The sequence below is a fragment of the Rathayibacter sp. VKM Ac-2801 genome (assembly GCF_009834245.1).
Lineage (GTDB): Bacteria > Actinomycetota > Actinomycetes > Actinomycetales > Microbacteriaceae > Rathayibacter.
Map to the genome: position 1 here is coordinate 3265677 of NZ_CP047183.1, position 25141 is coordinate 3290817.

The window sequence follows — 25141 nt, forward strand, 5'->3', positions numbered from 1 at the left end:
CACCCGGAGTCGTCCCCATGCCCCACGCCCGCGCGCTCGTCGCCGTCCTCGCGGCGGTGCTCCTCGCCCCTGCGGCGAGCGCCGAGCCCGTCGGCCTGCTCGACGTGCGCGAGCTCTCGGCACCCGGATCCCTCACCGACCTCGCTCCGGGCGACCGCGCCGAGTGGGCGGTCGAGGTGACCAGCACCGGCCTGGCGCCGCAGGGGGTCTCCGTGGCCTTCGCGGTCGACGGAGGGACGCTGGCGCAGGACCCGCGCGACGGCCTCCAGCTGTCCGTCGAGCTCTGCGACTCGGCGTTCACCGTCGCCGAGGTCGTCGACGGTGCTCGCACGGTCGAGCGCTACCTCTGCCCCGACGACGCGGTGCCTCTCGGATCCGGTCCCGCTGCGACGCTCGGCCGGCTCGACGGCGTGCGCCCGCTCGAGCGCGGGGCCACCGTGGGCGTGCGCGTCCGCGTCCTGTTCCCGGAGTCGGCCGGCAACGAGACCGAGCTCGCGGCGGCGTCGCTGCGGGTGCTCGTGGGCACGACGGAGGAGGATCCCTCCGCAGCGCCCGGCCCCGGCTCCTTCCCGGGCGCGGCGGGCGGCGGGCTGGCCGTCACCGGCCGCGACCTGGGCGCTGCGCTCCTGGGCGGGATGCTCGCCCTCGGCTCGGGCGTCCTGCTCGCCGCGGCCGCGCGCCGTCGTCACCGGAGGGAGCAGGCGTGAAGGTCCTCCGCGCTCTCCTCGGCTGCCTGGTCGCGATCGTGGCCGTCGCCGGCCTCGCCGTCTTCGTCCTCTCCGCCCTCGGTCTCGTGCGGCTCGTGCCGGTGCTGTCGAACTCGATGGCGCCCGGGATGCCCGTCGGCTCCCTCGCCGTGACCCTGCCCGTCGACCAGGCCGCGATCCGCGCCGGCGACGTGATCGTCTTCACCGACCCGGACGATCCGGGCCGCCGCGTCATCCACCGCGTCACCCTCGTCTACTCCGAGGAGGAGGCGGCGGCCCTGCGCGGGCGCGAGCCCGGCCAGCTGGCGCTCACCACCAAGGGCGACAACAACGAGTCGGCCGACCCGTGGATCGTGACGATCGCGGACGAGCGGATCTGGCGCGAGAGCTCGGTGGTGCCGCTGCTGGGCTGGCCGAGCATCGGCCTCGCCCACCCGGAGGCGCGGTTCGCGCTCTTCGCCGCGGGCGGCGCGGTCATCGTCGGCGCGCTCCTGATCGCCATCTGGCGCCGCCCCGCGGAGGTCGCCCCGTGAGCGGCGCGCACCGTTCGTCGGACGGCACGCCGCCCCCGGAGCCCCAGCGTCCGCCGGCCGAGCACGGGCGGCACAGCGCGCGGCCGTCCTCCCGCGACCGAGGAGCCCCGCGCCACTCCCCCGACGTCCGCCGCCGCGTGGTCTCCCGCGCCGGCCTCGCGGGCCTCGTGGCCGGCGCGCTGGTCCTCGGCGCCGCCGCCACCGCGACCGCCGTTCTCCTCGACCGCGCCTCTGTGAGCGCACGGGTCGCCTCCGGCACCGTCATCGCGACGTTCTCCGGCACCGGAGCGACGACCGTGCCGGTCCCCGTCGCGGGCCTCGTCCCCGGAGGCACGGCCCGACGCCTGCTCGACCTGACGAACGCCGGGACCCTGCCGATGTCGGCCCTGCAGCTGCAGGCGACCACCGGCACCGACCTCTCGGACGGCCTGCAGCTCGCGATCGAGCGCTGCTCGCAGTCCTGGTCGGCCGACGCCGCGACCTGCCCCGGCACCGTCACGACCGTCTCGGCCGACCGCCCCGCCGCCTCCCGCCTCGACCTGCCCGGCTCCCCCGCCCTCGCCGTCGGAGCGACCGACCACCTCCGCCTGACCGTGCGCCTGTCGGACTCGGCGCCGTCCGCCGCGCAGAGCACCTCTGCGACCCTCACCGTCACCGTCGTGGGCGTACAGCGGCCTGGCCGCCAGCTGTAGGTGCGGGGGCTCACGCCCCGGGCAGCACCACCGCTACGCCGTCCCCCTTCGCCCCAGCACTGAGATGCCCGAGACGGTCGTCGACACGCCGGAGAGGGCGACCGTCACGGGCACCTCAGGGGGGCCGCGGGCACCTCGGTGGAGTCGCGCTACTCGCGGAGGGCCGCCACCGCGTCGTGGAAGCTCGGCACGTCGGACAGCACGCCCTCGGGGCCCAGCACCGTCCAGGTCGCGCCCGTGCGGATCAGGACGCCCAGCTCCTCGGCCGGCCGGCGCCGGGTCCGGCGCAGCTCGAGCACGAAGACCCCGGGACGCGCCTCTCGGACCTCGGGAGTGCGCCGGTCCGGCAGCATCAGGATTCCTTCCCGAGGGTCAGCGGTAGACGCTCCACTCCTTCTTCACGATCCGGCGCTCCTCGCCGTCGACCGTGACGATCCACTCGCCGTCCTTCTTGGCCACGACCCGCCCGCGCAGGTACTCCGGCTCCCAGCCGTCGGCCTTGTTGACCCACTTCACGAACCGCGCGAAACGCCCCGGCGCCACGTCGTCTCTGGACATCTCCGGACTCCCCTCGTCGTCACCGGCCCGTCGACGACCTTCCTCAGGAGAGCACCTCGCCCAGCGCGAGGCGGACCTCCTGCGAGGTCTTGAAGCCGGTTCACTGACGGTAGAACGCACTCCTCGACATGGACGAGACCGTTGACTCATCGACGATCGTCTGGCAGTGGGGTCGGGAGTCGGCAGCGGGCTCAGGAGTCGAACAGCACGTGCGGCCGTCCGGCGTCGACGACCACGCGGGCGCGCACCCCGTAGACGTCCGCGATCAGCGCCGGAGTGAGCACGTCCTCCGGGGTGCCGCCCGCCACCACGCGCCCCTCCCGCAGCACCAGCAGCGCGTCGCAGAAGAGCGCCGCGAGGTTGAGGTCGTGCAGCGCGACGACCGTGGTCACCGGCAGCGCCCGCACCAGCGCCAGCAGCTCCAGCTGATGGCGGATGTCGAGGTGGTTGGTCGGCTCGTCGAGCAGGAGCTCGCGCGGCTCCTGCGCGAGCGCCCGGGCGATGTGCGCGCGCTGCCGCTCGCCGCCCGAGAGGGTGTGCCAGAGGTGGTCGGCCTTCGCCTCGAGGCCCACCTGCTCGAGGGCGCGCTCGATCGCGCGCAGGTCCTCGGCCGTGTCGCCGCCGAGGAGGGAGCGGTGCGGGGTGCGCCCCAGCCGGACGACGTCGCGGACGGGCAGGTCCGCCTCCGTCTCGGCCTGCTGCGTCACCGTGGCGACGGCCCGGGCGACCTCGCGGCGGCGGAGCGAGCGGAGCGGAGCGCCGTCGAGGGTGACGACGCCGGCGTCCGGAGCCGCGGTGCCCTGCAGAAGCCGCAGCAGCGACGACTTGCCCGAGCCGTTGGGCCCGAGCAGTCCGACGGTCGAGCCGGGAGCGGGGCGGAGCGAGACCCCGTCGACCACCAGGCGGCCGCCCCGGCGCCACGAGACCCGGTCGGCCTCGAGCGTCACGAGCGGCCCCTCCGCCGCAGGAGCAGCAGCATGAACACCGGCACGCCCACGAGTGCCGTGCCGACCCCCACCGGCAGCGGAGTCGGCGCGAACGCCACCCGCGACCCGGCGTCGACCCACACCAGGAACACCGCGCCGAGCAGGATCGTCGCCGGGATCACCCGCGAGTGCCGCTGCCCGAACACGAGTCGCGCGGCGTGCGGCAGCACCAGCCCCACGAATCCGATCGCGCCGGCGATGCTCACCAGGGTCGCCGTCAGCAGGGCCGTCACCACCAGCAGGAGGAGGCGGGTGCGGCGGACGTGCACGCCGAGCGACGCGGCCACGTCCTCCCCGAAGGCGAACGCGTCGAGTGTGCGCGCCGCGGCGAGGCAGACCACGGAGCCGAGCAGCACGACTCCTCCGCTCAGCGCCACGTCGTCCCAGCGCATGCCCTCGAGGGAGCCGAGCAGCCAGAACATCACGCCGCGGGTCTCGTCCGAGTCGGCGAGCGCGAACACGATCAGCGAGGTCAGCGCCGAGAACAGCTGCGTGCTCGCCACCCCCGCCAGGATCACGCCCGAGGTGCCGCCCGCCGAGAACCGGGTCAGCAGCAGCACGAAGCCGAAGGCGACCAGCGCGCCGACGAAGGCGCCTCCGGAGAGCCCGACCACTCCTCCGCCGACCCCGAGCACGCCGACGAGCACCGCGCCCGTGGACGCTCCGGAGGAGACGCCCAGCACGAACGGGTCGGCGAGCGGATTCCGCAGCAGCGACTGCAGGATCACTCCGCACACGCCGAGCCCCGCCCCGCAGGCCGCGGCCACCAGCGCACGCGGGAGGCGCTCCTGCCAGACGATCGCGTCCTCGGCCGCACGCACCGGGACGGAGGCGAGCCCGAGGTGGTTGAGGAGGATGTCGCGCACGTTCACGAGCGAGACGTCGGCCGGGCCGAGGGTCACCGCGACGCCGACCGAGAGCGCCAGCGCGAGCAGCCCGCCGACGACCAGCGCCGCGGCGACCAGGCCCCGCGGCACCCGGCGGACGAGGACCGTGCTCAGAGCGAGGCCCCGTTCTCGTCCCACCAGGCGCGGATCTTCTCGAGGCCGTCGACGAAGCGGATCGACGGGTTCAGCTCGGCGCCGTGCAGGGCGATGAAGCGCCCGTCCTGCACCGCGGGCAGGCTGCTGGTCAGCGGGTCCGAGCGGAGGAACGCCGTCTTGTCGTGGAGGCGGTCGCCGGGGAAGCGGTCGCGCTGCAGGTCGCCGAGGACCAGGAGGTCCGGGTCGGCCGCGACGACGCTCTCCCAGCCCACCGCGGCCCAGTCGTCGGTGCGCTCGGCGAAGACGTTGGTCATCCCGGTCGTGGTGCCGAGCATCGAGGCGAAGTTGTAGCCGCCGGCCATGTAGGGCGTCTTGGTGTCGGCGAACCAGAAGGCGACGCTCCGGCCGCCGAGATCGACCCCGTCGGTGGCGGCGGCGGCACGCTCCTGCAGCTGCGCGACCAGGGCGTCGCCGCGCTGCTGGACGTCGAAGACCTCGGCCAGCTCGTGGATCTCCTGGTAGAGGACCTCGACGGTCAGCGGGACGGTGCGCGTGCCGCTCCCGCCGTTGACGCTCGCTCCGCCGTCGCAGTCGGTGGGAGAGAGGTAGGAGCCGATGCCCGTCTCGGCGAGGCGCTCCCGCGAGGCGACACCCTCGGGGGCGTAGTGGCGGCCGAAGGAGGCGGTGACGAAGTCGGGGTCGGCGCCGAGCAGGACCTCGTAGGTGGGCGCGTTGTCGGCCAGGCGCGGCACGCTCTCGTTCGCGGAGGCGAGGGTCTCGAGCACGGGGTCGGTCCAGGAGGCCGTGCCGACCATCCGGTCCTCGAGGCCGAGCGAGAGCAGGATCTCGGTCGAGTCCTGGTCGAGCGAGACGACGCGCTGCGGAGGAGCGGTGACGGTGGTGCTCGCTCCGCAGTTGTCGACGGTGAGCGGGTAGGAGGTCGTGCCCTCCCCCGCGGCGGCCGTGCTCTCGGGCTCGATCGGCTCGGAGGCGCCGCAGCCGGTGAGGGCGAGCAGGGTCAGGGCGGCGAGGGCGAGGGCGGCGGGGCGCCGTCGGTGCGTGGACATGGATCTCCCGTGGTTCCGTGGTCGTGCAGCCCCGGCGATGCGGCGCCGGGGCCCGGGTAAGCCTAGCCTTACCTCACCTCGGCCCGTCGATCCGCGCCAGCAGCCCCACGCCACCGGCACGATCGACCCTCGACCGGGACGAGTAGGCGGACACCTGTCGCGCACCTCGCCCCCGCAGCCCCCAACTGGGTGGACAGCACCCCGGACACGGTTCCCCTCGGGGCGGGAGAGGGCGATCCTGGACACCGACGATCGACGGCACCCGCCCCACCGCCCGCCGACCGCCACGGAAGGATCCTGTTGTCCCGCGACTCCGCCCGCACCGCCCCCTCCGGCCGGTCCGCGCTGGTGCGCAAGGCCGACGCCTCCGGCTACCGACCCGAGATCGAGGGACTGCGCGCCGTCGCGTCCCTCCTGGTCGCGACGTTCCACATCTGGCTGGGCCGCGTCTCCGGAGGCGTCGACGTCTTCTTCGTGGTCGCCGGGTTCCTCACCACCCTCACCCTCCTCGGTCAGATCCGCCGGTTCGGGCGCGTCCGCCCGATCGCCTTCCTCCGGAGGCTCGCCTCGCGGCTCTTCCCGGCGGCCGCGGTGGTGCTGGTCGTCGTCGCGGCGCTCGCTCCGCTCCTCCTGCGCCCCTCGCAGCTGCTGCAGACCTTCACCGAGGTGCTCGCCTCGACCTTCTCCGTCGAGAACGTCGCGCTCGCGCGGGCCGGGGTGGACTACCTCGCGCAGGACGACTTCCACACGCCGGTGCAGAACTTCTGGGCGATGTCGGCGCAGGGGCAGTTCTACCTGATCTGGCTCGCTCTGGTGCTCGTCGCGAGCCTCGCCGCCGTGCTGCTGCGGCGCCGCGCGCAGCTGCCGCGGTTCCTGCTGGCGCTCGTCGCGGCACTCACCGTCCTCTCGTTCGCCTTCTCCGTCGTGCTGGTCGGGATCGACCAGCCGACCGCGTACTACAGCACCCTCGCCCGCTCGTGGGAGTTCGGGCTCGGCTCGCTCGCGGCCCTCGTGCTCCCGGGTCTGGCGATCCCGGCCGCCCTGCGGACGGTCGCCGGCTGGCTGGGGCTGATCGGAGTCGTCTCCTGCGGATTCGTGCTCCAGGTCTCGAGCGCGTTCCCGGGCGCCGCCGCGCTCTGGCCGACCCTCTCGGCTGTGCTGGTGCTCATCGCCGGGACCGGCCCCGCCCCGGAGCGCGGAGTCGGCTGGCTGCTGGCCCTGCGCCCGCTCGTGCGGCTGGGCGGCCTGAGCTACGGGCTCTACCTCTGGCACTGGCCGATCCTCGTCTTCTGGCGCGAGAGGACCGGCGAGGACCCGACCGTCCTGGCGGGCCTGGGCATCATCGCCGCCGCGATCCTCCTGGCCGCCGTCTCGAAGCGCTTCCTCGAGGACCCCCTCCACCGCCGCGCCCCCGCCGAGCGCCCGCACCGCCTCCGCGCGCTCGCCCCGGCGGCCCTGCTGGCCGTCGCCGCCCTGGTCGGAGTGACGGGCCTCACCGGCACGAACGCCGCGATCACCGCCGACCTCACCCGCGCGCACGCGCTCCCCGTCTCGACCGAGGGCTGCGTCGGAGCCGCGGCGCTCGCGAACGCCTGCCCCGACTCCTGGACCTCGAGCCTGCCCGCCGTCGACGCCTCGGAGGACGGCTCCGTGCTGAACACCGACGAGTGCAGCACCGGCAACTCGGGCACCGAGCTCAAGGAGTGCCGCTTCGGCGACCCCGCCGGCCTTCGGGTGCTGCTGATCGGCAACTCGCATGCGGCGTCCTTCTTCCCGGCGCTGCGCGGCGTGGCGGAGGAGCGCGGCTGGGACCTGCACACCTACTACAAGACGGGCTGCGTGTTCTCGACCGCGGAACGGCGCGACGACTCCGCCTCCGCCCGCCGCTCCTGCGACGTCTGGAACGAGAAGCTGCAGGAGGTGCTCGCGAGCCAGGAGCCGTACGCGCTCGCGGTCACCGCGTACTCCGCGAAGAAGTCCGTGTTCGTCGACGCGTCCGGTACGCCGGACGAGCAGGCCGGCATCGACGGCTTCCACGAGTCGTGGGCGCCGCTGATCGCCCGCGGGTCCACGGTGGTCGCGATCCGCGACAACCCCGTACTGCCCTCGCTCTCCCTGCTGGCCTGCGCCGAGGAGCCGGGCTCCGCGGCCGACTGCAGCGTGCCGCTCGACGAGGCCTTCGCGGACCGCGAGCTGATGGCCGCCGCGGCCGAGGGCTGGCCGGGCGCCGCCGCCGTCGACCTCACCCGCTGGTTCTGCGACGACCGCGGCTGCCCCCTCGTGATCGGCGGAGTGAAGGTGTACCGCGACCTCGGGCACCTCACCGAGTCGTACGCCCGGACCCTGACGCCCTACCTCAGGGAGGCGCTGGACCCGCTGGTCGGCTGAGCGCGCTCGCGCTCGCCCGCGGACGCATGCAAGACTGTTTATACGAACAGGGATCGGAGGAGCCGATGGGCCACTCTCACGGCGTTCCGGCCGGCTCCGCCGCCGCGCGGCACCGGCGTCCGCTCGTGGCCGCCTTCGTTCTGACCGCGGCGTTCATGGTCGTCGAGTTCGCGGTCGGAGTCGCGACGGGCTCGCTCGCGCTGCTCTCGGACGCCGCGCACATGGGCACCGACGTCCTGGCGCTCGGGATGTCGATCGCCGCGATCTCGCTCGCCGCCCGCCCCGCCGCGAAGGGCCGCACCTACGGGTCCTACCGCCTCGAAGTGCTGGCCGCCCTCGCCAACGGCCTGCTCCTGTTCGCGGTCGCCGCGTTCGTGATCGTCGAGGCCGTCCGCCGCTTCGCCGAGCCGCCCGCGGTGCCCGGCGGCCCCCTCCTCATCACGGCCGTCGTGGGCCTGGCGGTCAACCTCGTGAGCCTGCGCCTGCTGTCAGCCGGTGCGAAGGAGAGCATCACCCTCCGCGGAGCCTCCCTCGAGGTGCTCGGCGACGCGCTGGGCTCGATCGGCGTGATCGTGGCGGCGATCGTGCTGCTCACCACCGGCTGGGCGTGGGCGGACCCGATCGTCGGTGTGCTGATCGGGCTGCTGATCCTGCCGCGCACCTGGTCGCTGACGCGGCAGGCGCTGGGGATCCTGATGGAGTCGGCGCCCGCGCACGTCGACCTCGCGGCGCTCGAGCGCGACGTCTGCGCCGTCCCCGGCGTGCTGGCGCTGCACGACCTGCACGTGTGGACGATCACCTCCGGCATGGAGAGCGCCACCGGCCACGTGGTCGTCGCCCCCGACGCCGACTACCGCACCGCGCTCTCGCGGGTGCTCGCCGTCCTCCGCGAGCGCCACGGCATCGACCACGCGACCATCCAGTGCGAGCCCGAGGCCTTCCCGGAGACGACGCACCGCGTCTGAGCGCGGCGCCGCCGCGCGCGGCCGCCTACGCGCCGACACCGACGCCCGCGCCCACCCCCGCGCCCGCGCCCACGCCTACGCCTACGCCTACGCCTGTCCAAAAGTTGTCGCACTCGGCGTCGACTGCGACAACTCCTGGCACCTCGCGAGCCCGAGCCCGAGCCCGAGCCCGAGCCGTCCGCCCGGCCGCCACTCTCCAGAAGTCGTCGCACTCGGCGTCGACTGCGACAACTCCTGGCTTCTCGCCGGCGCGAGTCCGCCTCGGGCAGCCGATAGGGCGGACGATCCCCCAGCTCACCACCACTCTCCAGAAGTCGCCGTCGTCGCTCGCGAGCACCGCGACTTCTGCATCCTCGGCCCGCCCGCCCTGAGCACCTTCCGATTGTTGACGTGAACATGTACAGTCGGCCGTCAGGGCGCGTTCACGTGAACATGCCCGCATTTCGATGGCGAAAGAGAGACCGCATCAATGTCGATGTCCTTCAGAAGGGTCGCCGCGCTCGCCACGAGCGCCGCCCTGGCCACAGGAGCACTGTTGGCGATCCCCGCCGCAGCGGCCCCCGCTCAGGCCGCGGACGCGTTCCGCATCACGCCGAACCCCGCCGCCGCCGGCGAGGCGTTCGAGGGCTGGGGCACCAGCCTCGTCTGGTTCGCGAACGCGACGGGCAATTACCCCGAGGCCCTCCGCGAAGACCTCTACCAGAAGGTCTTCGGCGACAGCGGCCTCGACCTCAACATCGCCCGCTACAACATCGGCGGCGGCAACGCCTCCGACGTGAAGGACTACCTCCGCCCGGGCGGCGCCGTCGAGGGCTGGTGGAAGCCGAACCCGGCCGGCGACGCGTCGACCTACGGCGGCACCTCCACGAAGCTCGCCGACCGCGACGCGCTCCAGGCGAAGTGGAACGCGGACGACCCCGCCTCCTACGACTGGACCGCCGACGAGACGCAGCGCTGGTGGGTCGAGAGGCTGGCAGAGGAGAAGCAGATCTCGCACTGGGAGGCGTTCTCCAACTCCGCCCCGTACTTCATGACCGAGAGCGGCTACGTCTCGGGCGGCTTCGACGCGAACAGCGAGCAGCTGAAGCCCGCCGCCGAGGAGCAGTTCGCGAAGTACCTCGTGAAGGTCACCGAGCACATGGAGGACGAGTACGGCATCGAGTTCGACACGCTCGACCCCTTCAACGAGCCGAACACGAACTACTGGGGCACGCAGCTCTCCAACGGCGTCCCGACCGGCGGACGCCAGGAGGGCATGCACGTCGGCCCGACGCGCCAGGCGGGTCTGATCCCCGACGTCACCGCCGCGCTCGACGCCTCGACCACCGAGGCCGGCCTCGCCGCGATGGACGAGACCAACCCCGACATCTTCGCCACGAACTGGGCCGCCTACTCCGCCGCGATCCGCGCCGAGGTCGACCGGATGAACGTCCACACCTACGGCACCTCGGGCCGCCTCAAGGTCCGCGACCTCGCGAAGCAGGCCGACACCGACCTGTGGATGAGCGAGATCGAGGGCAACTGGGTCACCGGCTTCGACCCCACCAACATGGAGAACGGCCTCGGCATCGCCGGCCGCATCAACGACGACCTGCGCGAGCTCGAGCCCAAGGCGTGGGTGCTCTGGCAGCCCGTCGAGGACTACTACAACATGCAGCAGCCCAAGCCCAAGGGCGAGAACCTCAACTGGGGCTCCGTCTACATCGACCTGGACTGCAAGCCGTACCAGGAGAACGGGACCGAGGTCTGGAAGTCGGTCCGCCGCGTCGCCGACGCCGGTGGCGACTCCACCAAGGCCCCGGTCTGCGGCGTCGAGACGAACTCGAAGTTCAACACCATCCGGAACTTCACCAAGTTCATCCACGAGGGCGACCACCTGATGCCCTCGAACGACACCTCCTCCACCGCCGCCGTCCGCGGCGACGGCTCGGGCGCGACCGTCGTGCACACCAACAGCACCGCGGCCGAGAAGACCGTCGTGCTCGACCTCTCCCGCTTCGGCACCATCGCCGACACCGCGACGGTCACCCCCTACGTCACCACGAAGGCCTCCTCGGCCGCCGCTCCCACGAGCAACGCCCTGGTCGCGAAGACCCCGGTGGCCGTCGACCGCATCTCGCGCACCGCCACGATCACCGTGCCCGCGAAGTCGGTCACGAGCTTCTCGATCGACGGAGTCTCGGGAGTCGCCGACTCCGCCCCCGCCCTGCGCGACGGCCACCGCTACCAGCTGGTCGGCACCCAGAGCGGCAAGGCCCTGACCGGCAACCCCTCGGGCGCCGCGACCACGATCACCGGTCTCGCCACCGACTCCGCCACGGCCGCCAAGCAGACCTGGACCGTCCGCGAGGTCGCCGCAGGCGAGCGCGAGGCCACCCGCCGTGTCGTCCTCGTCAACGGCGACGGACGCGTGCTCGGAGCCACGACCGCCGGCACCGACCTGCGCTCGCTGACCGTCGACGCGGCGAAGACGACCGCCGCGACCCGCTGGATCGTCAACACCACCGACGGGGTGAACGTCTCGCTCGTCAACGAGTCGATCGCCCAGTCGCTCGACGTGAACGGCGGCTCCAGCGCCGACAACGCGTCGGTCGGCGTCTACACCTCCAACGGCGGAGCGAACCAGTCGTGGTCCCTCCGCGACCTCGCTCCGGCCGCCGGCCAGACGATCGCGATCCGCACCACCGCGGGCGTCGCTCCGACCCTGCCCGCGAGCATCACCCCGCAGTACTCCTGGGGAGCCGGCGCACCGCTCGCCGTCACCTGGCAGCGCCCCGCCGACTCGGCGTACGGCGCGACCGGCCGCGTCGAGGTGCCCGGCACCGCGACCGACCTCTACGGCCAGACGATCACGGTCACCGCGCTCGTCGACGTCGGCGGGCTGACCGCGACCGACCCCGTGTCGGTCACGGCCGCCGCAGGCGCCTCGGTCGCCGGGGTGAAGGCCTCGGCCCCGACCACGGTCCCCGCCCGCGTGGGCGCCTCGGCCAGCACCTTCCCGGTGCCGGTCGTCTGGGACTGGACGCCGCTCACCACCGCCTCCCTCGCCCAGCCCGGGCAGGTGACGGTGTCGGGAACGGCGACCGCCGACGGCGCGACGCTCCCCGCCACGCTCACGGTGCTCGTCACCCAGGGCACGCTCCGCAACTTCAACCCGGACGCCGGCATCGTCGCGACCGCGTCGTCGTCGGAGTCGGGCTACGGACCGGAGCGCACCCGCAACGGAGTCGACGGCGACAAGGGCTGGTCGAACTGGACCAGCGGCACCAAGGCCGCGCAGAGCTCGCTGACCTACACCTTCCCCTCGACCCACCAGGTCGAGAAGGTGTCGGTGCAGTTCCTCGCCGACGGCGGAACCAGCTGGGCGAAGACCTACCAGCTGCAGTACCAGGCCGCCGACAGCACGACCTGGACCGCGGTCCCCGGCTACGAGTCGGCCGTGGCCCTCGCGTCGCCGGCCGGCGGCACGGCTCCGACCCTGGTCGCGTCGTTCGCACCCGTCACGGCGAAGGCCTTCCGCGTCGTGATGAACGCCTACGACAACACGCACCTGATCGTGGCCGAGACCAAGCTCTACGAGTCAGTCGCCTCGCCCGCCGCGGTCGCCACCCTGGGCGCACTGCGCGTCGGCGGAGTCGGCATCGCCGGGTTCGACCCGGCCCGCACCTCCTATGCGGTCACCGTCGAGGGCACGGCGATGCCCGCGATCCAGGCGGTGGCGACCGACTCGGCGGCGACCGTGCGGATCACCCAGCCGACGACGGCCAACGGCGGAGTCGCGACCATCGCGGTCCGCGCGGCCGACGGCTCCGTCACCTCGACCACGACGGTGACGGTGACCCTGAAGGCGCCCGTCGCCCTCGCGGTCGCGGTCACGGCGGCCACCCGCTGCACCGCCGGCACGGTGACGCTCACCGTCGCGGCGAAGAACCAGTCCGGCGTGCCGGTCTCGATGACCATCGCGACGCCCTCCGGGTCGAAGCAGGTCACCGGAGTCGCCCCCGGCGCGAGCGGCAGCGCCGCGTTCACCACGCGCGCGGCCTCGGTGCCGGCCGGCCAGGCCACCGTCACCGCGACGGGCACGGTCGACGGCAAGCAGGTCACCTCGGTGGCGACGGGAGCGTACGCGGCCCGCAGCTGCTGACGTTCCCTCCGACACGGACCGCCTCCGCCCCTCCGGGGACGGGGGCGGTCCGTCGTCCACCGTGGGAGCTGCGCTGCGTGGGCCGCTCGGACGGGGGCCGTGCGTCGCGGGATCTCGATACGCCCGCTGCGCGGGCTACTCGATCAGCAAGAACCTGCGGCTCCCCTGACGGCCGGTCAGCCGCACACCCCTGCCGGTCGAGCAGCCGCGGCACGCGGCGTATCGAGACCCACCGGCTCCGAACAGATCGAGACGCCGCCCATGCCCCTGCCGGTCGGGCAGCCGCCACCCATGCTGGTCGAGTAGCCGCGGCGTATCGAGACCCACCGACTCCGAACAGGTCGGGGCGCCGCGTACATCCGGGCAGCCGCCCACTCCTGCCGGTGGAGCAGCCGCGGCACGCGGCGTCTCGGGACCCCGCCGCTCAGGGCCGAGGCGCGTCAGTGCCCCGAGGCCGCCTTGTCGCGCGTGCGGAGGCGCGAGACGCCCATCACGACGGCCGCGATGACCAGGCCCAGCACGAGGCCGAAGATCATCGACACGAAGGTGTCGGCCAGCCACACGACGACCGGGCCCGCGCCCTCGACCGCGTGGGTGACGACATGCACGAGGTCGTACGGCCCGTGCCACACCGTCTCGGCGAGGTTCGCGACGACCAGGTGCCCGCCGACCCAGAGCATGGCGAGCGTCCCGATGATGCTGATCGCGCGGAACACGGCCGGCATCGAGGCGACGATCCTCGCTCCGGTGCGCCGCACGCCCCGGGCCGCGTTCTTCATCAGGCGCAGGCCCACGTCGTCGATCTTCACGAGCAGAGCGACGGCGCCGTAGACGAGGAGGGTCATCCCGAGCCCGATGACCAGCAGCGCGCCGAGCGTGGGCCAGATCCCGAAGTCGGGGTCGAGGCCGTCGAGCGCGATCAGCATGATCTCGGTGCTCAGGATGAGGTCGGTGCGGATGGCGCCGAAGACGAGCTTCTTCTCGTCGCGCGCCTCCGTCTCGTGGCCGCCGTGCGAGACGCCGAACCACTCCAGCACCTTCTCCGCCCCCTCGAAGCAGAGGAAGGCGCCGCCGAGGATCAGCAGGTACGGCAGCACCTGCGGCGCGAACGCCGAGAGCAGCAGCGCCAGCGGGATGATGATGACGAACTTGTTGAACAGGCTCCCCAGCGCGATCCGCCCGACGACCGGCAGCTCCCGCGCGGGCGTGAGGCCCTGCACGTACTGCGGCGTGACGGCCGCGTCGTCGATCACGACGCCCGCCGTCTTGGCGCTCGCCTTCAGGGCGGCGGTGAGGATGTCATCGACAACCGCGAGCAGGCCGACCGACATGTGCGTCTCCTTGGCTGGGGTGGGGCGCCCCCGCCGAGACGGCGATGAGCGGATTCACAGTATCGCGGCCTAGGCGCGCGGCTCCTCCGTGGCCTCGTCGTAGACGGCGAGCAGCCGGTCGAGGAACGACAGCACCGCGGCGCTCTCGGCCGGATCGAGGCTCGCGACGAGCTCCTCCACGCCCGCGATCAGCGGAGCGACGCGGGCCTGGGCGCGGGCCGCCGAGCGGTCGGTCGCGGTCACGATCAGCTTGCGCCCGTCGGAGGGGTGCCGGTCGCGGCGGACGTGCCCAGCCGCCTCCAGCCGGTTCAGCACGAGCGTCGTGGCGGCCGTCGAGATCCCGAGGCGGCGGGCGAGCTCGGTCGGCGTGAGCGGACCCGCGGCGAGCAGATGCGTCATGGCCGAGAGGCCGGGCGCGTCGACCGACAACGAGCGGCTCAGCGACTGCTCGAAGAGGCGCTGCCGCTCCGTCACCTGGCGCACGCGGGTGCGGATGCCGAGGTCACCGTCCCGGGATTCCGCTGCCATCCCCACAGGATACCGGTGTAGTTTGCCAATCTCATTGATAATCAACGATCGGAGCGACATGCGCGTCCTCATCTCCGGAGCGAGCATCGCTGGCCCGGCGCTCGCCTTCTGGCTGCACCGCTACGGCTGGGAGACCACGATCGTCGAGCGCGCCCCCGCCCTGCGCCTCGGCGGCCAGAACATCGACGTCCGCGGCGCGGGCCGCGAGGTGGCCCGCCGCATGGGTCTCGAGGACGACATCCGCGCCGCGACGACGGGCGAGGTCGGCACCCGCTTCATCGGGCGCGGCGGACGGACGCTGGCGGAGTTCCCCGCGGGCACCTCCGACTCCGGAGGCGCCACCGCCGAGCTCGAGATCCTGCGGGGCGACCTGGCAGAGCTGCTCGTCGCCCGCACGGCGGAGCACACCGAGTACCGCTTCGGCGACAGGATCACCGGCCTGGACCAGACCCGGGGAGGCGTCGTCGCATCCTTCGCGCACGCCTCCGACGAGCGCTTCGATCTGGTCGTCGCCGCCGACGGCATCGGCTCGAGCACCCGCCGACTCGTCGTCGGAGACGAGCCCGAGATCCGCTCGCTCGGCCTGGAGATCTCCTGGGCGACCATCCCGCGCACCGCTGCGGACGACGACTGGTGGCGCTGGTACGTCGCCGGGCGCGGCCGCAGCATCACCCTCCGCCCCGATCCGCACGGCACTCTGCGGGTGGCGTTCTCGTACCTGAGCGATCGGACGGTGCGCCGCGGCGTCGACGAGCAGCGGGCGCGGCTGCGCGAGGTCTTCGGCGACGCCGGCTGGGAGGCGCAGCGCGCGCTCGACGGGATCGACGCCGCCGACGACCTCTACTCCGAGGCCGTCGGGCAGGTGCGCGCCCCCCGCTGGTCGAGCGGCCGAGCAGTGCTCGTCGGCGACGCCGCCTACTGCGCGTCACCGGTGAGCGGGATGGGCACGAGCCTCTCGCTCACCGGCGCCTACGTCCTCGCCGGCGAGCTGGCGGCCCACGTCGATCCGCGCGACGGCCTCGCCGACTACGAGCGCCGCCTCCGCCCGTACGTCGACCAGGCGCAGAGCCTCCCGCCGGGCACCCCGCGACTGGCCCACCCCCGCACGCGCGCCGGAGTCGCCGTGCTCGGAGCCGGCGTGCGCCTCGCAGCGACCCCTCTCGCCGGCCGGCTCGCGGGCCGCTTCTTCACGCCCCCCGCCGAGGCGATCGACCTGCCCGACTACGGCCATCTCGAACAGGCCTGACACCGCAGGATCAGGCCGGCGCCGGTCCGGTGCTCTCGCGGACGATGAGGCGGGTCGGCACGAGCGAGACGCCGGTGCGCTCGCCCGACTCGAGCTCGCGCAGGAGGATGTCGACCGAGCGGCGGCCCGTGTCGCCGAAGAACTGGCGCACCGTCGTCAGCGGCGGCCAGAAGCTCGCCGACTCCTGCATGTCGTCGAAGCCCGCGACGCTCACCTCGCCGGGCACGGCGCGTCCGGCCTCGTGCAGTGCGCGCAGCACGCCGAGCGCCATCTGGTCGTTGGCGGCGAAGATCGCGGTGACCTCCGGATCGGCGGCGAGCCGCTTGCCGAGGCGGTAGCCGGAGTCGGTGGACCAGTCGCCGACCAGCACCTCCGGCACCGGGGCGCCGCGCTCGATCAGGGTCGACTCCCACGCCTCGTGGCGGCGCTCGGCGGAGTAGGAGCGGTCCGGGCCGGCGATGTGGTGCACGGTCCGGTGGCCGAGGCCCAGCAGGTGCTCGACGGCCTGGCGGGCGCCGGACATCTGGTCGGTGTCGACCACCGGGTGCTTCTCGCCCCCCGCGGAGTCGACGACCACCACCGGCAGGTCGGGCGGGAGGACGATGTCGGCCTCGTCGAGCAGGTGCGCCTCGACGATGATGATGACGCCGTCGACCGCCTCCTCGCTCAGCCGGTGGAACGCGACCGAGACCTCGCCCTGGGTGGGGTGGGAGACGGGGATGAGCGTGATCGAGTAGCCCGCATCGGCGGCCGCGATCGCGATGGCGTCGAGGGTGCGCATGTTGCCGAACGAGGACAGCGTGAACATGATCACGCCGATGCTGTGGAAGCGGCCCGTCCGCAACGCCCGCGCCGCGCTGTTGGGCCGGTAGCCGAGAGCGCGCATCGCCTCGAGGACCCGCTCGCGCGTCTCCCCGTCGACGTTCTGCTTGCCGTTCGAGACCCGCGAGACCGTCTGGCCCGAGACGTTCGCGCGCCGGGCCACATCCGCCATCGAGACGCCGCGCCGCGGCCGGGTGGACGGGGACGGGCGGTCGGTCTCGAGTGCCATGGGCTTCCTTTTATAGCGTGCCGCCCGTCAGCTGTGGTGCATCGTGCGCCGAACCGTGACGCAGGATCAGTCGCGGGTGGCGACGTGGACATGCTACGGTGACGATCTGCCATGTTGACGTGAACATGGCAGGCCCGCACTACTCCCCCGAACGGAATCCCATGACGACGACGTCTCCCCCCGTCCCGCTGAGCGAGGTCGCCCCTCCGGCGTCCCCCCTCGCGGCCCCGAAGTCGCGGGCGAAGAGCGAGTGGAAGGGCCTGGCGTTCGTCGCCCCCTTCCTCGTCGTCTTCCTCCTGGTCTTCATCGCCCCGGTCGTCTACTCGATCTACCTCAGCCTCTTCCGCGAGCAGCTGGTGGGCGGCAACTCCTTCGTCGGCTTCGCGAACTACGCCGCGATCTTCACCGACCCGAACTTCTGGGAGGGCTTCGGCCGCGTCCTGCTGTTCCTGGTCGTGCAGGTCCCCGTGATGCTCGTGCTGGCCCTCGTCGCGGCCCTCGCGATCGACAGCGGCCGCCTCCACGGCACCGGCTTCTTCCGCATCGTGGTCTTCCTCCCCTACGCCGTCCCCGCGGTCGTCGCGGTGCTGATGTGGGGGTTCATCTACGGCGACAACTTCGGCCTGGCCGCGAACGTCAACGACCTGCTCGGCTCCGACGTCGTCCAGCCGTTCTCACGCGACTGGATCCTCGCCTCGATCGGCAACATCGTCACGTGGGAGTTCGTGGGCTACAACATGCTCATCTTCTACTCCGCGCTGAAGACGATCCCCGGCGAGCTCTACGAGGCGGCCGAGATCGACGGCGCGGGCCCGATGCGCGTGATCCGCTCGATCAAGCTGCCCGCTCTGCGCGGCGCGATCGTCATCGCCACGATCTTCTCGATCATCGGCAGCTTCCAGCTGTTCAACGAGCCGAACATCCTCCGGACGCTGGCGCCGAACATCATCACCACCTACTTCACCCCGAACATGTACGCATACAACCTGTCCTTCGCCGGTCAGCAGTACAACGCGTCGGCCACGGTCGCCATCGTCATGGGCGTGATCACCGCGGTGATCGCCTACGTCGTGCAGCTCCGCGGCGCGCGGAAGGAGAACTGATGGCCCTCGCGACCGCTCCCCGGACGCCCGCCCGCGCCCCGAAGCGCCCGGCCGCCCGCCGCGGCTCCTCGGTGCAGCCCAAGAAGTCGATCGCCTTCACCCTGCTGATGTCGGTCTTCATCCTCTACAGCCTCGTGCCGCTGGCCTGGCTGGTCATCAACGCGACGAAGACCCAGGCCGGCCTGCTCTCGAGCTTCGGCCTCTGGTTCGACGGCGACTTCGTCTTCTTCCAGAACATCGCCGACACCCTCAGCTACCGCGACGGGATCTTCCTCCGCTGGCTCGGCAACACCCTGCTCTACGTCGTCGTCGGCGCCGGAGGAGCGACGCTCCTGGCCACGCTCGCCGGCTACGGCCTCGCGAAGTTCCGCTTCACGGGCCGCAAGGCGGTCTTCGCCGTGGTGCTCGGAGCGATCGCGGTCCCCGGCACGGCCCTCGCCGTCCCGACCTTCCTCATGTTCAGCCAGCTCGGCCTGACCAACACCCCGTGGGCGATCATCATCCCCTCGCTGATCAGCCCGTTCGGCCTGTACCTGGTGTGGGTCTACGCGGTGGAGTCGGTGCCGACCGAGCTGCTCGAAGCGGCGCGGATGGACGGGGCGGGCGAGTTCCGCACCTTCTTCACCATCTCCATCCGCCTCCTCGCCCCCGGCATCGTGACCGTGCTGCTGTTCTCGGTCGTCGCGACCTGGAACAACTACTTCCTCCCGCTGATCATGCTGAGCGACCCGACCTGGTACCCGCTCACCGTCGGCCTCAACCAGTGGAACGCGCAGGCCACCGGCGTCAGCGCGCAGCCGATCTACAACCTCGTGATCACGGGCTCGCTCCTCACGATCATCCCCATCGTCGTCGCCTTCCTCGGACTCCAGCGCTTCTGGCAGTCCGGTCTGAGCGCCGGCAGCGTCAAGGGCTGAGCCCTCCCCCTACCCATCCCCCGGCCGGAGCGTCCTGCCCCGTCCACAGCACCCGCAGCACGAAGAAGTGAAGGGAAACACCACCATGAAGATCGCCCGTTCCGCCCTCCGGCGGACCCTGACGGTCGCGGCCGTCGCGGCCCTGGCCGCCGGCTCCCTCGCGGCCTGCTCGTCCACCTCCGGTGGCGGCACGACCACGAGCGCCGGCTCCGCCGCCGACCTCGACGCGGCCCTCGAGGCCGGTGGCAAGATCACGTACTGGAGCTGGACCCCCAGCGCCGAGGCGCAGGTCGCCGCGTTCGAGGAGGCCTACCCGAAGGTCGACGTCGAGCTCGTCAACGCCGGCACCAATAAGGACGAGTACACCAAGCTCGAGAACGCGATCAAGGCCGGCTCGGGCGCCCCCGACGTCGTCCAGATCGAGTACTACGCCATGCCGCAGTTCGCCCTGTCGGACTCGCTCCTCGACCTGTCGCAGTACGGCATGGGCGACCTCGAGGACAAGTACTCGGCCTCCACCTGGGGCAGCGTCAACATCGACGGCAAGCTCGTCGGACTCCCGCAGGACTCGGGCCCCATGGCGCTGTTCTACAACAAGACGGTCTTCGACCAGTACGGCATCGCCGTCCCCGCCACCTGGGACGAGTACGTCGCCGCGGCCGAGAAGCTGCACACCGCCGACCCGTCAAAGTACATCACCGCCGACACCGGCGACGCCGGCTTCGCGACCAGCATGATCTGGCAGGCGGGCGGCGAGCCGTTCACCACCGATGGCACCGACGTGAAGATCGACCTCGCCGACGAGGGCACCGCCAAGTGGACCGGCGTCTGGAACCAGCTCGTCGAGAAGAAGCTGCTCTCGGACACCCCCGCCTGGGGCGACGAGTGGTACAAGGGCCTCGCCGACGGCTCCATCGCCTCGCTGGTGACCGGTGCCTGGATGCCCGGCGTGCTGGAGTCCAGCGTCCCCGACGCCTCCGGCGACTGGGCCGTCGCGCCGATCCCGACCTACGACGGCACCGCCGTCAGCGCCGAGAACGGCGGTGGCGGCCAGTCCGTCACCAAGCAGAGCGAGAACCCGGCGCTGGCCGCCGCGTTCCTGCGCTGGCTGAACAGCGACCAGGCCTCGGTCGACGTCTTCCTGCAGAGCGGCGGATTCCCGTCGACCACGGCCGACCTCGACAGCTCGGACTTCACCGGTCAGGAGTCGGAGTACTTCGGCGGCCAGAAGATCAACGAGGTGCTGACCCAGGCCTCGAAGGACGTCCGCTCCGGCTGGTCGTACCTGCCCTACCAGGTCTACGCGAACAGCGTCTTCGGCGACACCGTGGGCCAGGCGTACGCCAACGGCACCAGCCTCGACCAGGGCCTCGCCGACTGGCAGAGCAAGCTCGTCCAGTACGGCAACGCGCAGGGCTTCACCGTCTCGGAGTAGCACCACTGCTCGACGCGGGGCCGGCCGGATCGCTCCGGTCGGCCCCGCGTCGTTCTCACGCTCGGACACACCGGGCACCGATCCTGAGGGGGATCCAGATGACCACCGCTCCCGAGAGCCGCTTCGCCATCGGCGCCGACGACTTCGAGCTCGACGGCCGCCCGCACCGCATCCTGTCGGGGGCGCTGCACTACTTCCGCATCCACCCGGACCTCTGGGCCGACCGGATCCGCAAGGCCCGCCTGATGGGCCTGAACACCATCGAGACCTATGTCGCCTGGAACGCGCACGAGCCGCGCCGCGGCGAGTGGCGCGAGGACGCCGGTCTCGACCTGGGCCGCTTCCTCGACCTGATCGCCGCCGAGGGCATGCACGCGATCGTGCGCCCCGGCCCCTACATCTGCGCGGAGTGGGACAACGGCGCGCTCCCCGCCTGGCTCTTCCGCGACCCCGAGGTGGGCGTGCGCCGCTCGGAGCCGAACTACCTCGCCGCCGTCAGCGACTACCTGCGCCGCGTCTACTCGATCGTGGCCCCGCGCCAGATCGACGTCGGCGGGCCCGTGGTCCTCGTGCAGATCGAGAACGAGTACGGCGCGTACGGCTCCGACAAGGAGTACCTGGCCGAGCTCGTGCGGGTGACCCGCGACTCCGGCATCACGGTGCCGCTGACCACCATCGACCAGCCGACCCCGCAGATGCTCGCCGACGGCAGCCTGCCGGGGCTCCACCTCACCGGCTCGTTCGGCTCGCGGACCACCGAGCGCCTCGCGACGCTGCGCGAGTTCCAGCCCACCGGTCCGCTGATGTGCATGGAGTTCTGGTGCGGCTGGTTCGACGACTGGGGCACCCAGCACCACACGACGGACGCCGACGCCTCCGCGCAGGAGCTCGACACCCTGCTCGCGGCCGGCGGCTCGGTCAACATCTACATGTTCCACGGCGGCACCAACTTCGGCCTGACCAGCGGAGCGAACGACAAGGGCCGCTACGCCGCGATCACGACGAGCTACGACTACGACGCTCCGCTGGACGAGGGCGGCGACCCGACCGCCAAGTTCTGGGCGTTCCGCGACGTCATCGCGCGCTACGCGCCGGTGCCGGAGGAGGTGCCCGCGGTGCGCCCGCCGGCCCCCGCCCTGACCGCTCCGCTCGTCCCCGGCCCGGCGCTGCTCGGCCTCGGCCAGGCGTTCGGAACGGCCGCGCACCTCGACGCGATGGCCAGCTTCGACGACCTCGGCCACGACGACGGCTTCGTGCTCTTCACCACGACGCTCGACGGCGCCTCCGCTCCGGCCCGCCTCGTGGTGGGCGAGGAGGTGCGCGACCGCGCCTGGGTGCTGCTGGACGGCGTGCCGGTGGGCGTGCTGGCGCGCGACCACCACGAGCGGGCGCTGACGCTGCCGAGCGGACGCGGCGAGCTCGCGATCCTGGTCGAGAACCAGGGCCGGGTGAACTACGGCACGCGCATCGGCGAGCACAAGGGCCTGATCGGAGGCGTGACGCTCGACGGCGCCGAGCTGACCGGCTGGGCGGCGCGCCCCCTCGCGCTGGAGTGCCTCCCCGACCTGGCCGTCGCGGCGCCGGCGTTCTCGGCCGGGCCGCAGCTCGCCTCGGGCTCGTTCGACCTCGACGAGCAGGCCGACCTGTACGTGGACACGCTGCACTGGGGCAAGGGTCTGGTCTGGGTGAACGGCTTCCTCCTCGGGCGCTACTGGCGCCGCGGGCCGCAGCGGACGCTGATCGTCCCCTCGCCGGTCACCCGCGCCGGCCGCAACCGCGTCGTGGTGCTGGAGCTGGAGGGCATCGCCGAGCCGGAGATCCGCCTGCTCTCGGGAGCCGAGCTCGGGCACACCGAGATCTGACCTGCGGAACGGGGCCGGGAGCAGCCCGTCGGAAGCGTGCGCCGTCGGTTCGGGGGTCCGGGCCCCGCTGTGCGGGCGACGCCGGGCTGCATTCTGCAGGGGCGCCGGGCCGCCTCGGTTCTGCAGGGGGCGCCGGCCCGCCTCGATTCTGCAGGGGGCGCAGGGCCGTGTCCGTTCTGCGAGTGCCGCAGGGCCGCGTCCGTTCTGCAGGTGCAGCCGGGCCGCGACCGTTCCGCGGGTGCAGCCGGGCCGCGACCGTTCCGCGGGTGCAGCCGGGCCGCGACCGTTCCGCGGGTGCCACCGGGCTGCCTCCGGGACGCAGGGCTCTGCTAGCCTCAGGCGCCCCGGTGCGGTGCCGGCGGGCGAAGGGGGAGACATGAAGGCCAAGGCACTGCTGCGCACGACTCTGATCGGCGGCGCGCTGCTGCTCGCCCTCTCGGGCTGCGCAGGGACCGCGACGAGCGGATCGACGCTCCGGCCGTTCACTCCGACGCTGCCCTCGTCGTCGGCTGCTCCGTCCGCCACCGCGACGGCTGCCGCCCCGGCCGCCGACACCGCTCAGAAGACCGGCGACCAGGTGGCCGCCGTGCTGACCGGCGTGCAGTTCGTGCCCGGCGAGTACGCGAGCATCCAGGAGATGCTCGACTCGATCTACCCCGGCCTCACCGCGACCGACGCGAGCTGCCTCTCGCCCTTCGGCCTGGGCTGGGACACCGCGCAGCCCGCCGCCGGACTCTCGTACGGCACCAGCGCCGACCGCTCCATGACCGCCGTCGTGTCGAGCACCGGCACCGCCGACGCGGCCGCCTCGCTCCTCGCGAGCGCCACCGACGCGACCACGCGCTGCGCCTCCGGCTCGGCGCTCTTCGCCATGCAGGGCGTGCCGGTCGAGACGACCGTCGAGCGCACCGAGCAGACGCTGACCGGCGCCGACGAGACGCTCGGCTGGAAGGTGTCCGGAGCCGTGGGCGGCAAGCCGTTCTCGCTCGTGGGCATCACCGCGCGCGTCGGCGGCGACGCGGTCGCGCTCGTGGGCTGGGACCCGGCGACGAACACGTCCTACGTCCCGCGCGCGACGCAGCTCGTCGTCGACGGGCTGTAGGGCGCTCCGCGCTCTGGCGCTGGGCGCTCGGGCTCGGGGCGCTCGGGCTCTGGGCGCTCTGATCTGGCGCTCGGGCTCGGGCTCGGGCTCGGGCTCGGGCTCTGGCTCTGGGTTCTGTGCCCTGTGTTCTGCGCTCGGCCGTCCTCTCCTCCGCGAGAGCTCACGAGTTGTCGCACTCGACGCTGAGTGCGACAACTTCTGAACAGTGGGCGGAGTGGGGTCGAGCGCCGGGGCTCTGAGCCCGGAGCTCTACGCACTGCGCGTTGCTCTCTGACGTCCGCTGCTCCGCGAGACTCCAGGAGTTGTCGCACTCGACGCCGAGTGCGACGACTTCTGAGCAGTGGGCCGGGGGTCGAGCGCCCGAGCCCGCGCTCAGAGCTCCTCGTGCTGGACTACGACGTCCGTTCCTTCGCGAGAGTCCAGGAGTTGTCGTACTCGACGCTGAGTGCGACAACTCTTGAGCAGTGGGCGGAGGTCGGGGCGGAACGAGCACCCGGACCGGCCACCCGGCGCCCGAGCAGGCCTCAGGCCAGCCAGGAGAGGGTGCCGCCGTGGGCGGCCGCGCTCGCAAGAGGGACGCCGTCGGCGGCGAGGAGGAACGGCGTCGGCTCGGGAGCCGTGCGGTCCCCGCGCGCGGCGACGAGGTGCGGGAGCAGCGCCTCCGCCTCGAGCGTCACCAGGCTCGCGCCGCGATCGGCGACCGTCGCCAGCACGCTCTCGCGCGCGGCCCACGGCAGGTAGACCAGGGTCCCGAGCGAGACGACGATCGTCCGCAGCCCGCGCGGCACCGCGTCGAGCAGGGCGGGCAGCTCGACGGCCGCATCGCCCGCCACGATCGGCGGCGGGTCGTCCTGCAGAGTGTCCACGGCCGAGCGGAGCCGCGCGGTCCGCTCCGGGCGGTCGGACGGGAGCAGCGCCTCCAGCCAGGCGACGTCCTCGATCGAGCGGACGTCGAGCGGCGCCAGGTCGAGCCCCCGGCGCCACGCGACGACCGGCAGCCGCGTCGGCGCCGCGCCTCCGCTCACCGCGCACCGCAGCAGAGGCGCGCCCGACCCGAGCCGCGTCTCGCCGTCGCTCGCCGCGAAGGCGTAGGAGTACCGCTCCGGCCCCAGGCAGAGCCCCGCGGAGGCGCCGATCTCGACGAGCGCCACCGGCTCGCCCGGCTCCGTGATCCGCTCCAGCGCCGCGACCAGCGGAGCGCACCGCAGTGCCTCGTTGGTCTGCGTCCTCCGCTCGGCCGCGACCGGCGCCGCCCGCGCCCACTCGCTCCGGAGCCACGCGGCGAAGCCGGCGCCGTCGACGTCGGGCACGCCGAGCAGCCGCGCGACCGAGAAGAGCAGGGACGGCTGCCGGTGCTGCGCGGGCAGCTCGTCGATCAGGGCGAGCAGGCGCGCGTCGTCCGCGACGGCGAGCGCCCACTCCACCTGCCGCTCGGACGTCTGCGCGAGCTCGACGGCGGCGCGGCGGAATCGGTCGGCGGAGGAGGGCATGCCTCCATCCTGAGGGAGCGGCCCCGCGGCGCACGCAGGCGAGCGGAGGATCC

21 protein-coding genes are annotated in these 25141 nt (G+C 72.8%); 12 read left to right on the top strand and 9 right to left on the bottom strand.

The window, feature by feature from the left end:
* Positions 1–17 precede the first annotated feature (17 nt).
* The 3 genes from GSU45_RS15200 to GSU45_RS15210 all read left to right on the top strand — a co-directional run bounded on the left by GSU45_RS15200 (position 18) and on the right by GSU45_RS15210 (position 1932).
* Positions 18–707: a sortase gene (locus tag GSU45_RS15200; protein ID WP_159916173.1), complete on the top strand. Its 690-nt coding sequence runs from the start codon at positions 18–20 to the stop codon at positions 705–707.
* The gene (locus tag GSU45_RS15205) at positions 704–1240 is read left to right on the top strand and encodes a signal peptidase I (protein WP_159916175.1); all 537 of its coding nucleotides are present in this window, start codon (positions 704–706) and stop codon (positions 1238–1240) included. The genes GSU45_RS15200 and GSU45_RS15205 overlap by 4 nt, the downstream gene beginning before the upstream one ends.
* 137 nt (positions 1241–1377) lie before the next feature.
* On the top strand, positions 1378–1932 hold the full coding sequence (locus GSU45_RS15210) for a peptidase (protein ID WP_159916177.1): 555 nt from the start codon (positions 1378–1380) through the stop codon (positions 1930–1932).
* 149 nt (positions 1933–2081) lie between these two features.
* Here the strand turns inward: GSU45_RS15210 and GSU45_RS15215 are convergent, their stop codons facing one another.
* The 5 genes from GSU45_RS15215 to GSU45_RS15235 form a co-directional block, all read right to left on the bottom strand.
* Positions 2082–2285, bottom strand: a complete 204-nt coding sequence (locus GSU45_RS15215) for a hypothetical protein (protein ID WP_159916179.1) — start codon at positions 2283–2285, stop codon at positions 2082–2084.
* Between the two features lie 19 nt (positions 2286–2304).
* Positions 2305–2490 carry a hypothetical protein gene (locus GSU45_RS15220; RefSeq protein ID WP_159916181.1) on the bottom strand — a complete coding sequence of 62 codons (186 nt, stop codon included), beginning with the start codon at positions 2488–2490 and terminating at the stop codon, positions 2305–2307.
* 191 nt (positions 2491–2681) lie between these two features.
* Complete coding sequence (locus tag GSU45_RS15225) at positions 2682–3437, bottom strand: ABC transporter ATP-binding protein (RefSeq protein WP_159916183.1); 756 nt, start codon at positions 3435–3437, stop codon at positions 2682–2684.
* Positions 3434–4453, bottom strand: coding sequence for an iron chelate uptake ABC transporter family permease subunit (locus GSU45_RS15230; protein ID WP_244248310.1), 1020 nt, complete (start codon positions 4451–4453; stop codon positions 3434–3436). The genes GSU45_RS15225 and GSU45_RS15230 overlap by 4 nt, the downstream gene beginning before the upstream one ends.
* A 20-nt stretch (positions 4454–4473) precedes the next feature.
* The gene (locus GSU45_RS15235) at positions 4474–5526 is read right to left on the bottom strand and encodes an ABC transporter substrate-binding protein (protein WP_159916185.1); all 1053 of its coding nucleotides are present in this window, start codon (positions 5524–5526) and stop codon (positions 4474–4476) included.
* 300 nt (positions 5527–5826) lie between these two features.
* Between GSU45_RS15235 and GSU45_RS15240 the strand changes: the two genes are divergently transcribed.
* The 3 genes from GSU45_RS15240 (at position 5827) to GSU45_RS15250 (ending at position 13023) form a co-directional block, all read left to right on the top strand.
* Complete coding sequence (locus tag GSU45_RS15240; protein ID WP_159916187.1) at positions 5827–7914, top strand: acyltransferase family protein; 2088 nt, start codon at positions 5827–5829, stop codon at positions 7912–7914.
* Positions 7915–7979: 65 nt separating this feature from the next.
* Positions 7980–8879, top strand: a complete 900-nt coding sequence (locus tag GSU45_RS15245) for a cation diffusion facilitator family transporter (protein WP_104226358.1) — start codon at positions 7980–7982, stop codon at positions 8877–8879.
* A gap of 469 nt (positions 8880–9348) precedes the next feature.
* Positions 9349–13023: a glycoside hydrolase gene (locus tag GSU45_RS15250; RefSeq protein ID WP_159916189.1), complete on the top strand. Its 3675-nt coding sequence runs from the start codon at positions 9349–9351 to the stop codon at positions 13021–13023.
* A gap of 440 nt (positions 13024–13463) precedes the next feature.
* Here GSU45_RS15250 and GSU45_RS15255 read toward each other — a convergent pair whose 3' ends face one another.
* Together GSU45_RS15255 and GSU45_RS15260 are read right to left on the bottom strand one after the other, a co-directional pair.
* Complete coding sequence (locus GSU45_RS15255; RefSeq protein ID WP_159916191.1) at positions 13464–14354, bottom strand: DUF808 domain-containing protein; 891 nt, start codon at positions 14352–14354, stop codon at positions 13464–13466.
* 69 nt (positions 14355–14423) lie between these two features.
* On the bottom strand, positions 14424–14882 hold the full coding sequence (locus tag GSU45_RS15260) for a MarR family transcriptional regulator (RefSeq protein WP_159916193.1): 459 nt from the start codon (positions 14880–14882) through the stop codon (positions 14424–14426).
* 58 nt (positions 14883–14940) lie between these two features.
* On the opposite strand from GSU45_RS15260, the gene GSU45_RS15265 reads away from it, so the two are divergent.
* A complete protein-coding gene (locus GSU45_RS15265; protein ID WP_159916195.1) occupies positions 14941–16128 on the top strand; it encodes an FAD-dependent monooxygenase in 1188 nt (395 codons plus the stop codon).
* A gap of 10 nt (positions 16129–16138) precedes the next feature.
* Here the strand turns inward: GSU45_RS15265 and GSU45_RS15270 are convergent, their stop codons facing one another.
* Positions 16139–17179: a LacI family DNA-binding transcriptional regulator gene (locus GSU45_RS15270; RefSeq protein WP_159916197.1), complete on the bottom strand. Its 1041-nt coding sequence runs from the start codon at positions 17177–17179 to the stop codon at positions 16139–16141.
* Positions 17180–17340: 161 nt separating this feature from the next.
* On the opposite strand from GSU45_RS15270, the gene GSU45_RS15275 reads away from it, so the two are divergent.
* From GSU45_RS15275 to GSU45_RS15295, 5 genes are all read left to right on the top strand, one after another.
* Positions 17341–18282 carry a sugar ABC transporter permease gene (locus GSU45_RS15275; RefSeq protein WP_104223405.1) on the top strand — a complete coding sequence of 314 codons (942 nt, stop codon included), beginning with the start codon at positions 17341–17343 and terminating at the stop codon, positions 18280–18282.
* Complete coding sequence (locus GSU45_RS15280) at positions 18282–19199, top strand: carbohydrate ABC transporter permease (RefSeq protein WP_104223406.1); 918 nt, start codon at positions 18282–18284, stop codon at positions 19197–19199. The genes GSU45_RS15275 and GSU45_RS15280 overlap by 1 nt, the downstream gene beginning before the upstream one ends.
* An 85-nt stretch (positions 19200–19284) precedes the next feature.
* On the top strand, positions 19285–20634 hold the full coding sequence (locus GSU45_RS15285; RefSeq protein ID WP_159917180.1) for a sugar ABC transporter substrate-binding protein: 1350 nt from the start codon (positions 19285–19287) through the stop codon (positions 20632–20634).
* Positions 20635–20732: 98 nt separating this feature from the next.
* Positions 20733–22496, top strand: a complete 1764-nt coding sequence (locus tag GSU45_RS15290) for a beta-galactosidase family protein (protein ID WP_159916199.1) — start codon at positions 20733–20735, stop codon at positions 22494–22496.
* A 376-nt stretch (positions 22497–22872) separates the two neighbouring features.
* Positions 22873–23598, top strand: a complete 726-nt coding sequence (locus GSU45_RS15295) for a hypothetical protein (RefSeq protein WP_159916201.1) — start codon at positions 22873–22875, stop codon at positions 23596–23598.
* 524 nt (positions 23599–24122) lie between these two features.
* Here GSU45_RS15295 and GSU45_RS15300 read toward each other — a convergent pair.
* Positions 24123–25088 (bottom strand): DUF2332 family protein, encoded by a 966-nt coding sequence (locus tag GSU45_RS15300; protein ID WP_159916203.1) that lies wholly within the window; start codon positions 25086–25088, stop codon positions 24123–24125.
* Positions 25089–25141 lie beyond the last annotated feature (53 nt).

Coding starts and splice junctions, on each gene's coding strand:
- GSU45_RS15200 (WP_159916173.1), top strand. CDS start 18: ATGCCCCACGCCCGCGCGCTCGTCGCCGTCCTCGCGGCGGTGCTCCTC.
- GSU45_RS15215 (WP_159916179.1), bottom strand. CDS start 2,285: ATGCTGCCGGACCGGCGCACTCCCGAGGTCCGAGAGGCGCGTCCCGGG.
- GSU45_RS15220 (WP_159916181.1), bottom strand. CDS start 2,490: ATGTCCAGAGACGACGTGGCGCCGGGGCGTTTCGCGCGGTTCGTGAAG.
- GSU45_RS15235 (WP_159916185.1), bottom strand. CDS start 5,526: ATGTCCACGCACCGACGGCGCCCCGCCGCCCTCGCCCTCGCCGCCCTG.
- GSU45_RS15245 (WP_104226358.1), top strand. CDS start 7,980: ATGGGCCACTCTCACGGCGTTCCGGCCGGCTCCGCCGCCGCGCGGCAC.
- GSU45_RS15250 (WP_159916189.1), top strand. CDS start 9,349: ATGTCGATGTCCTTCAGAAGGGTCGCCGCGCTCGCCACGAGCGCCGCC.
- GSU45_RS15255 (WP_159916191.1), bottom strand. CDS start 14,354: ATGTCGGTCGGCCTGCTCGCGGTTGTCGATGACATCCTCACCGCCGCC.
- GSU45_RS15260 (WP_159916193.1), bottom strand. CDS start 14,882: ATGGCAGCGGAATCCCGGGACGGTGACCTCGGCATCCGCACCCGCGTG.
- GSU45_RS15265 (WP_159916195.1), top strand. CDS start 14,941: ATGCGCGTCCTCATCTCCGGAGCGAGCATCGCTGGCCCGGCGCTCGCC.
- GSU45_RS15270 (WP_159916197.1), bottom strand. CDS start 17,179: ATGGCACTCGAGACCGACCGCCCGTCCCCGTCCACCCGGCCGCGGCGC.
- GSU45_RS15275 (WP_104223405.1), top strand. CDS start 17,341: ATGACGACGACGTCTCCCCCCGTCCCGCTGAGCGAGGTCGCCCCTCCG.
- GSU45_RS15280 (WP_104223406.1), top strand. CDS start 18,282: ATGGCCCTCGCGACCGCTCCCCGGACGCCCGCCCGCGCCCCGAAGCGC.
- GSU45_RS15285 (WP_159917180.1), top strand. CDS start 19,285: ATGAAGATCGCCCGTTCCGCCCTCCGGCGGACCCTGACGGTCGCGGCC.
- GSU45_RS15290 (WP_159916199.1), top strand. CDS start 20,733: ATGACCACCGCTCCCGAGAGCCGCTTCGCCATCGGCGCCGACGACTTC.
- GSU45_RS15295 (WP_159916201.1), top strand. CDS start 22,873: ATGAAGGCCAAGGCACTGCTGCGCACGACTCTGATCGGCGGCGCGCTG.
- GSU45_RS15300 (WP_159916203.1), bottom strand. CDS start 25,088: ATGCCCTCCTCCGCCGACCGATTCCGCCGCGCCGCCGTCGAGCTCGCG.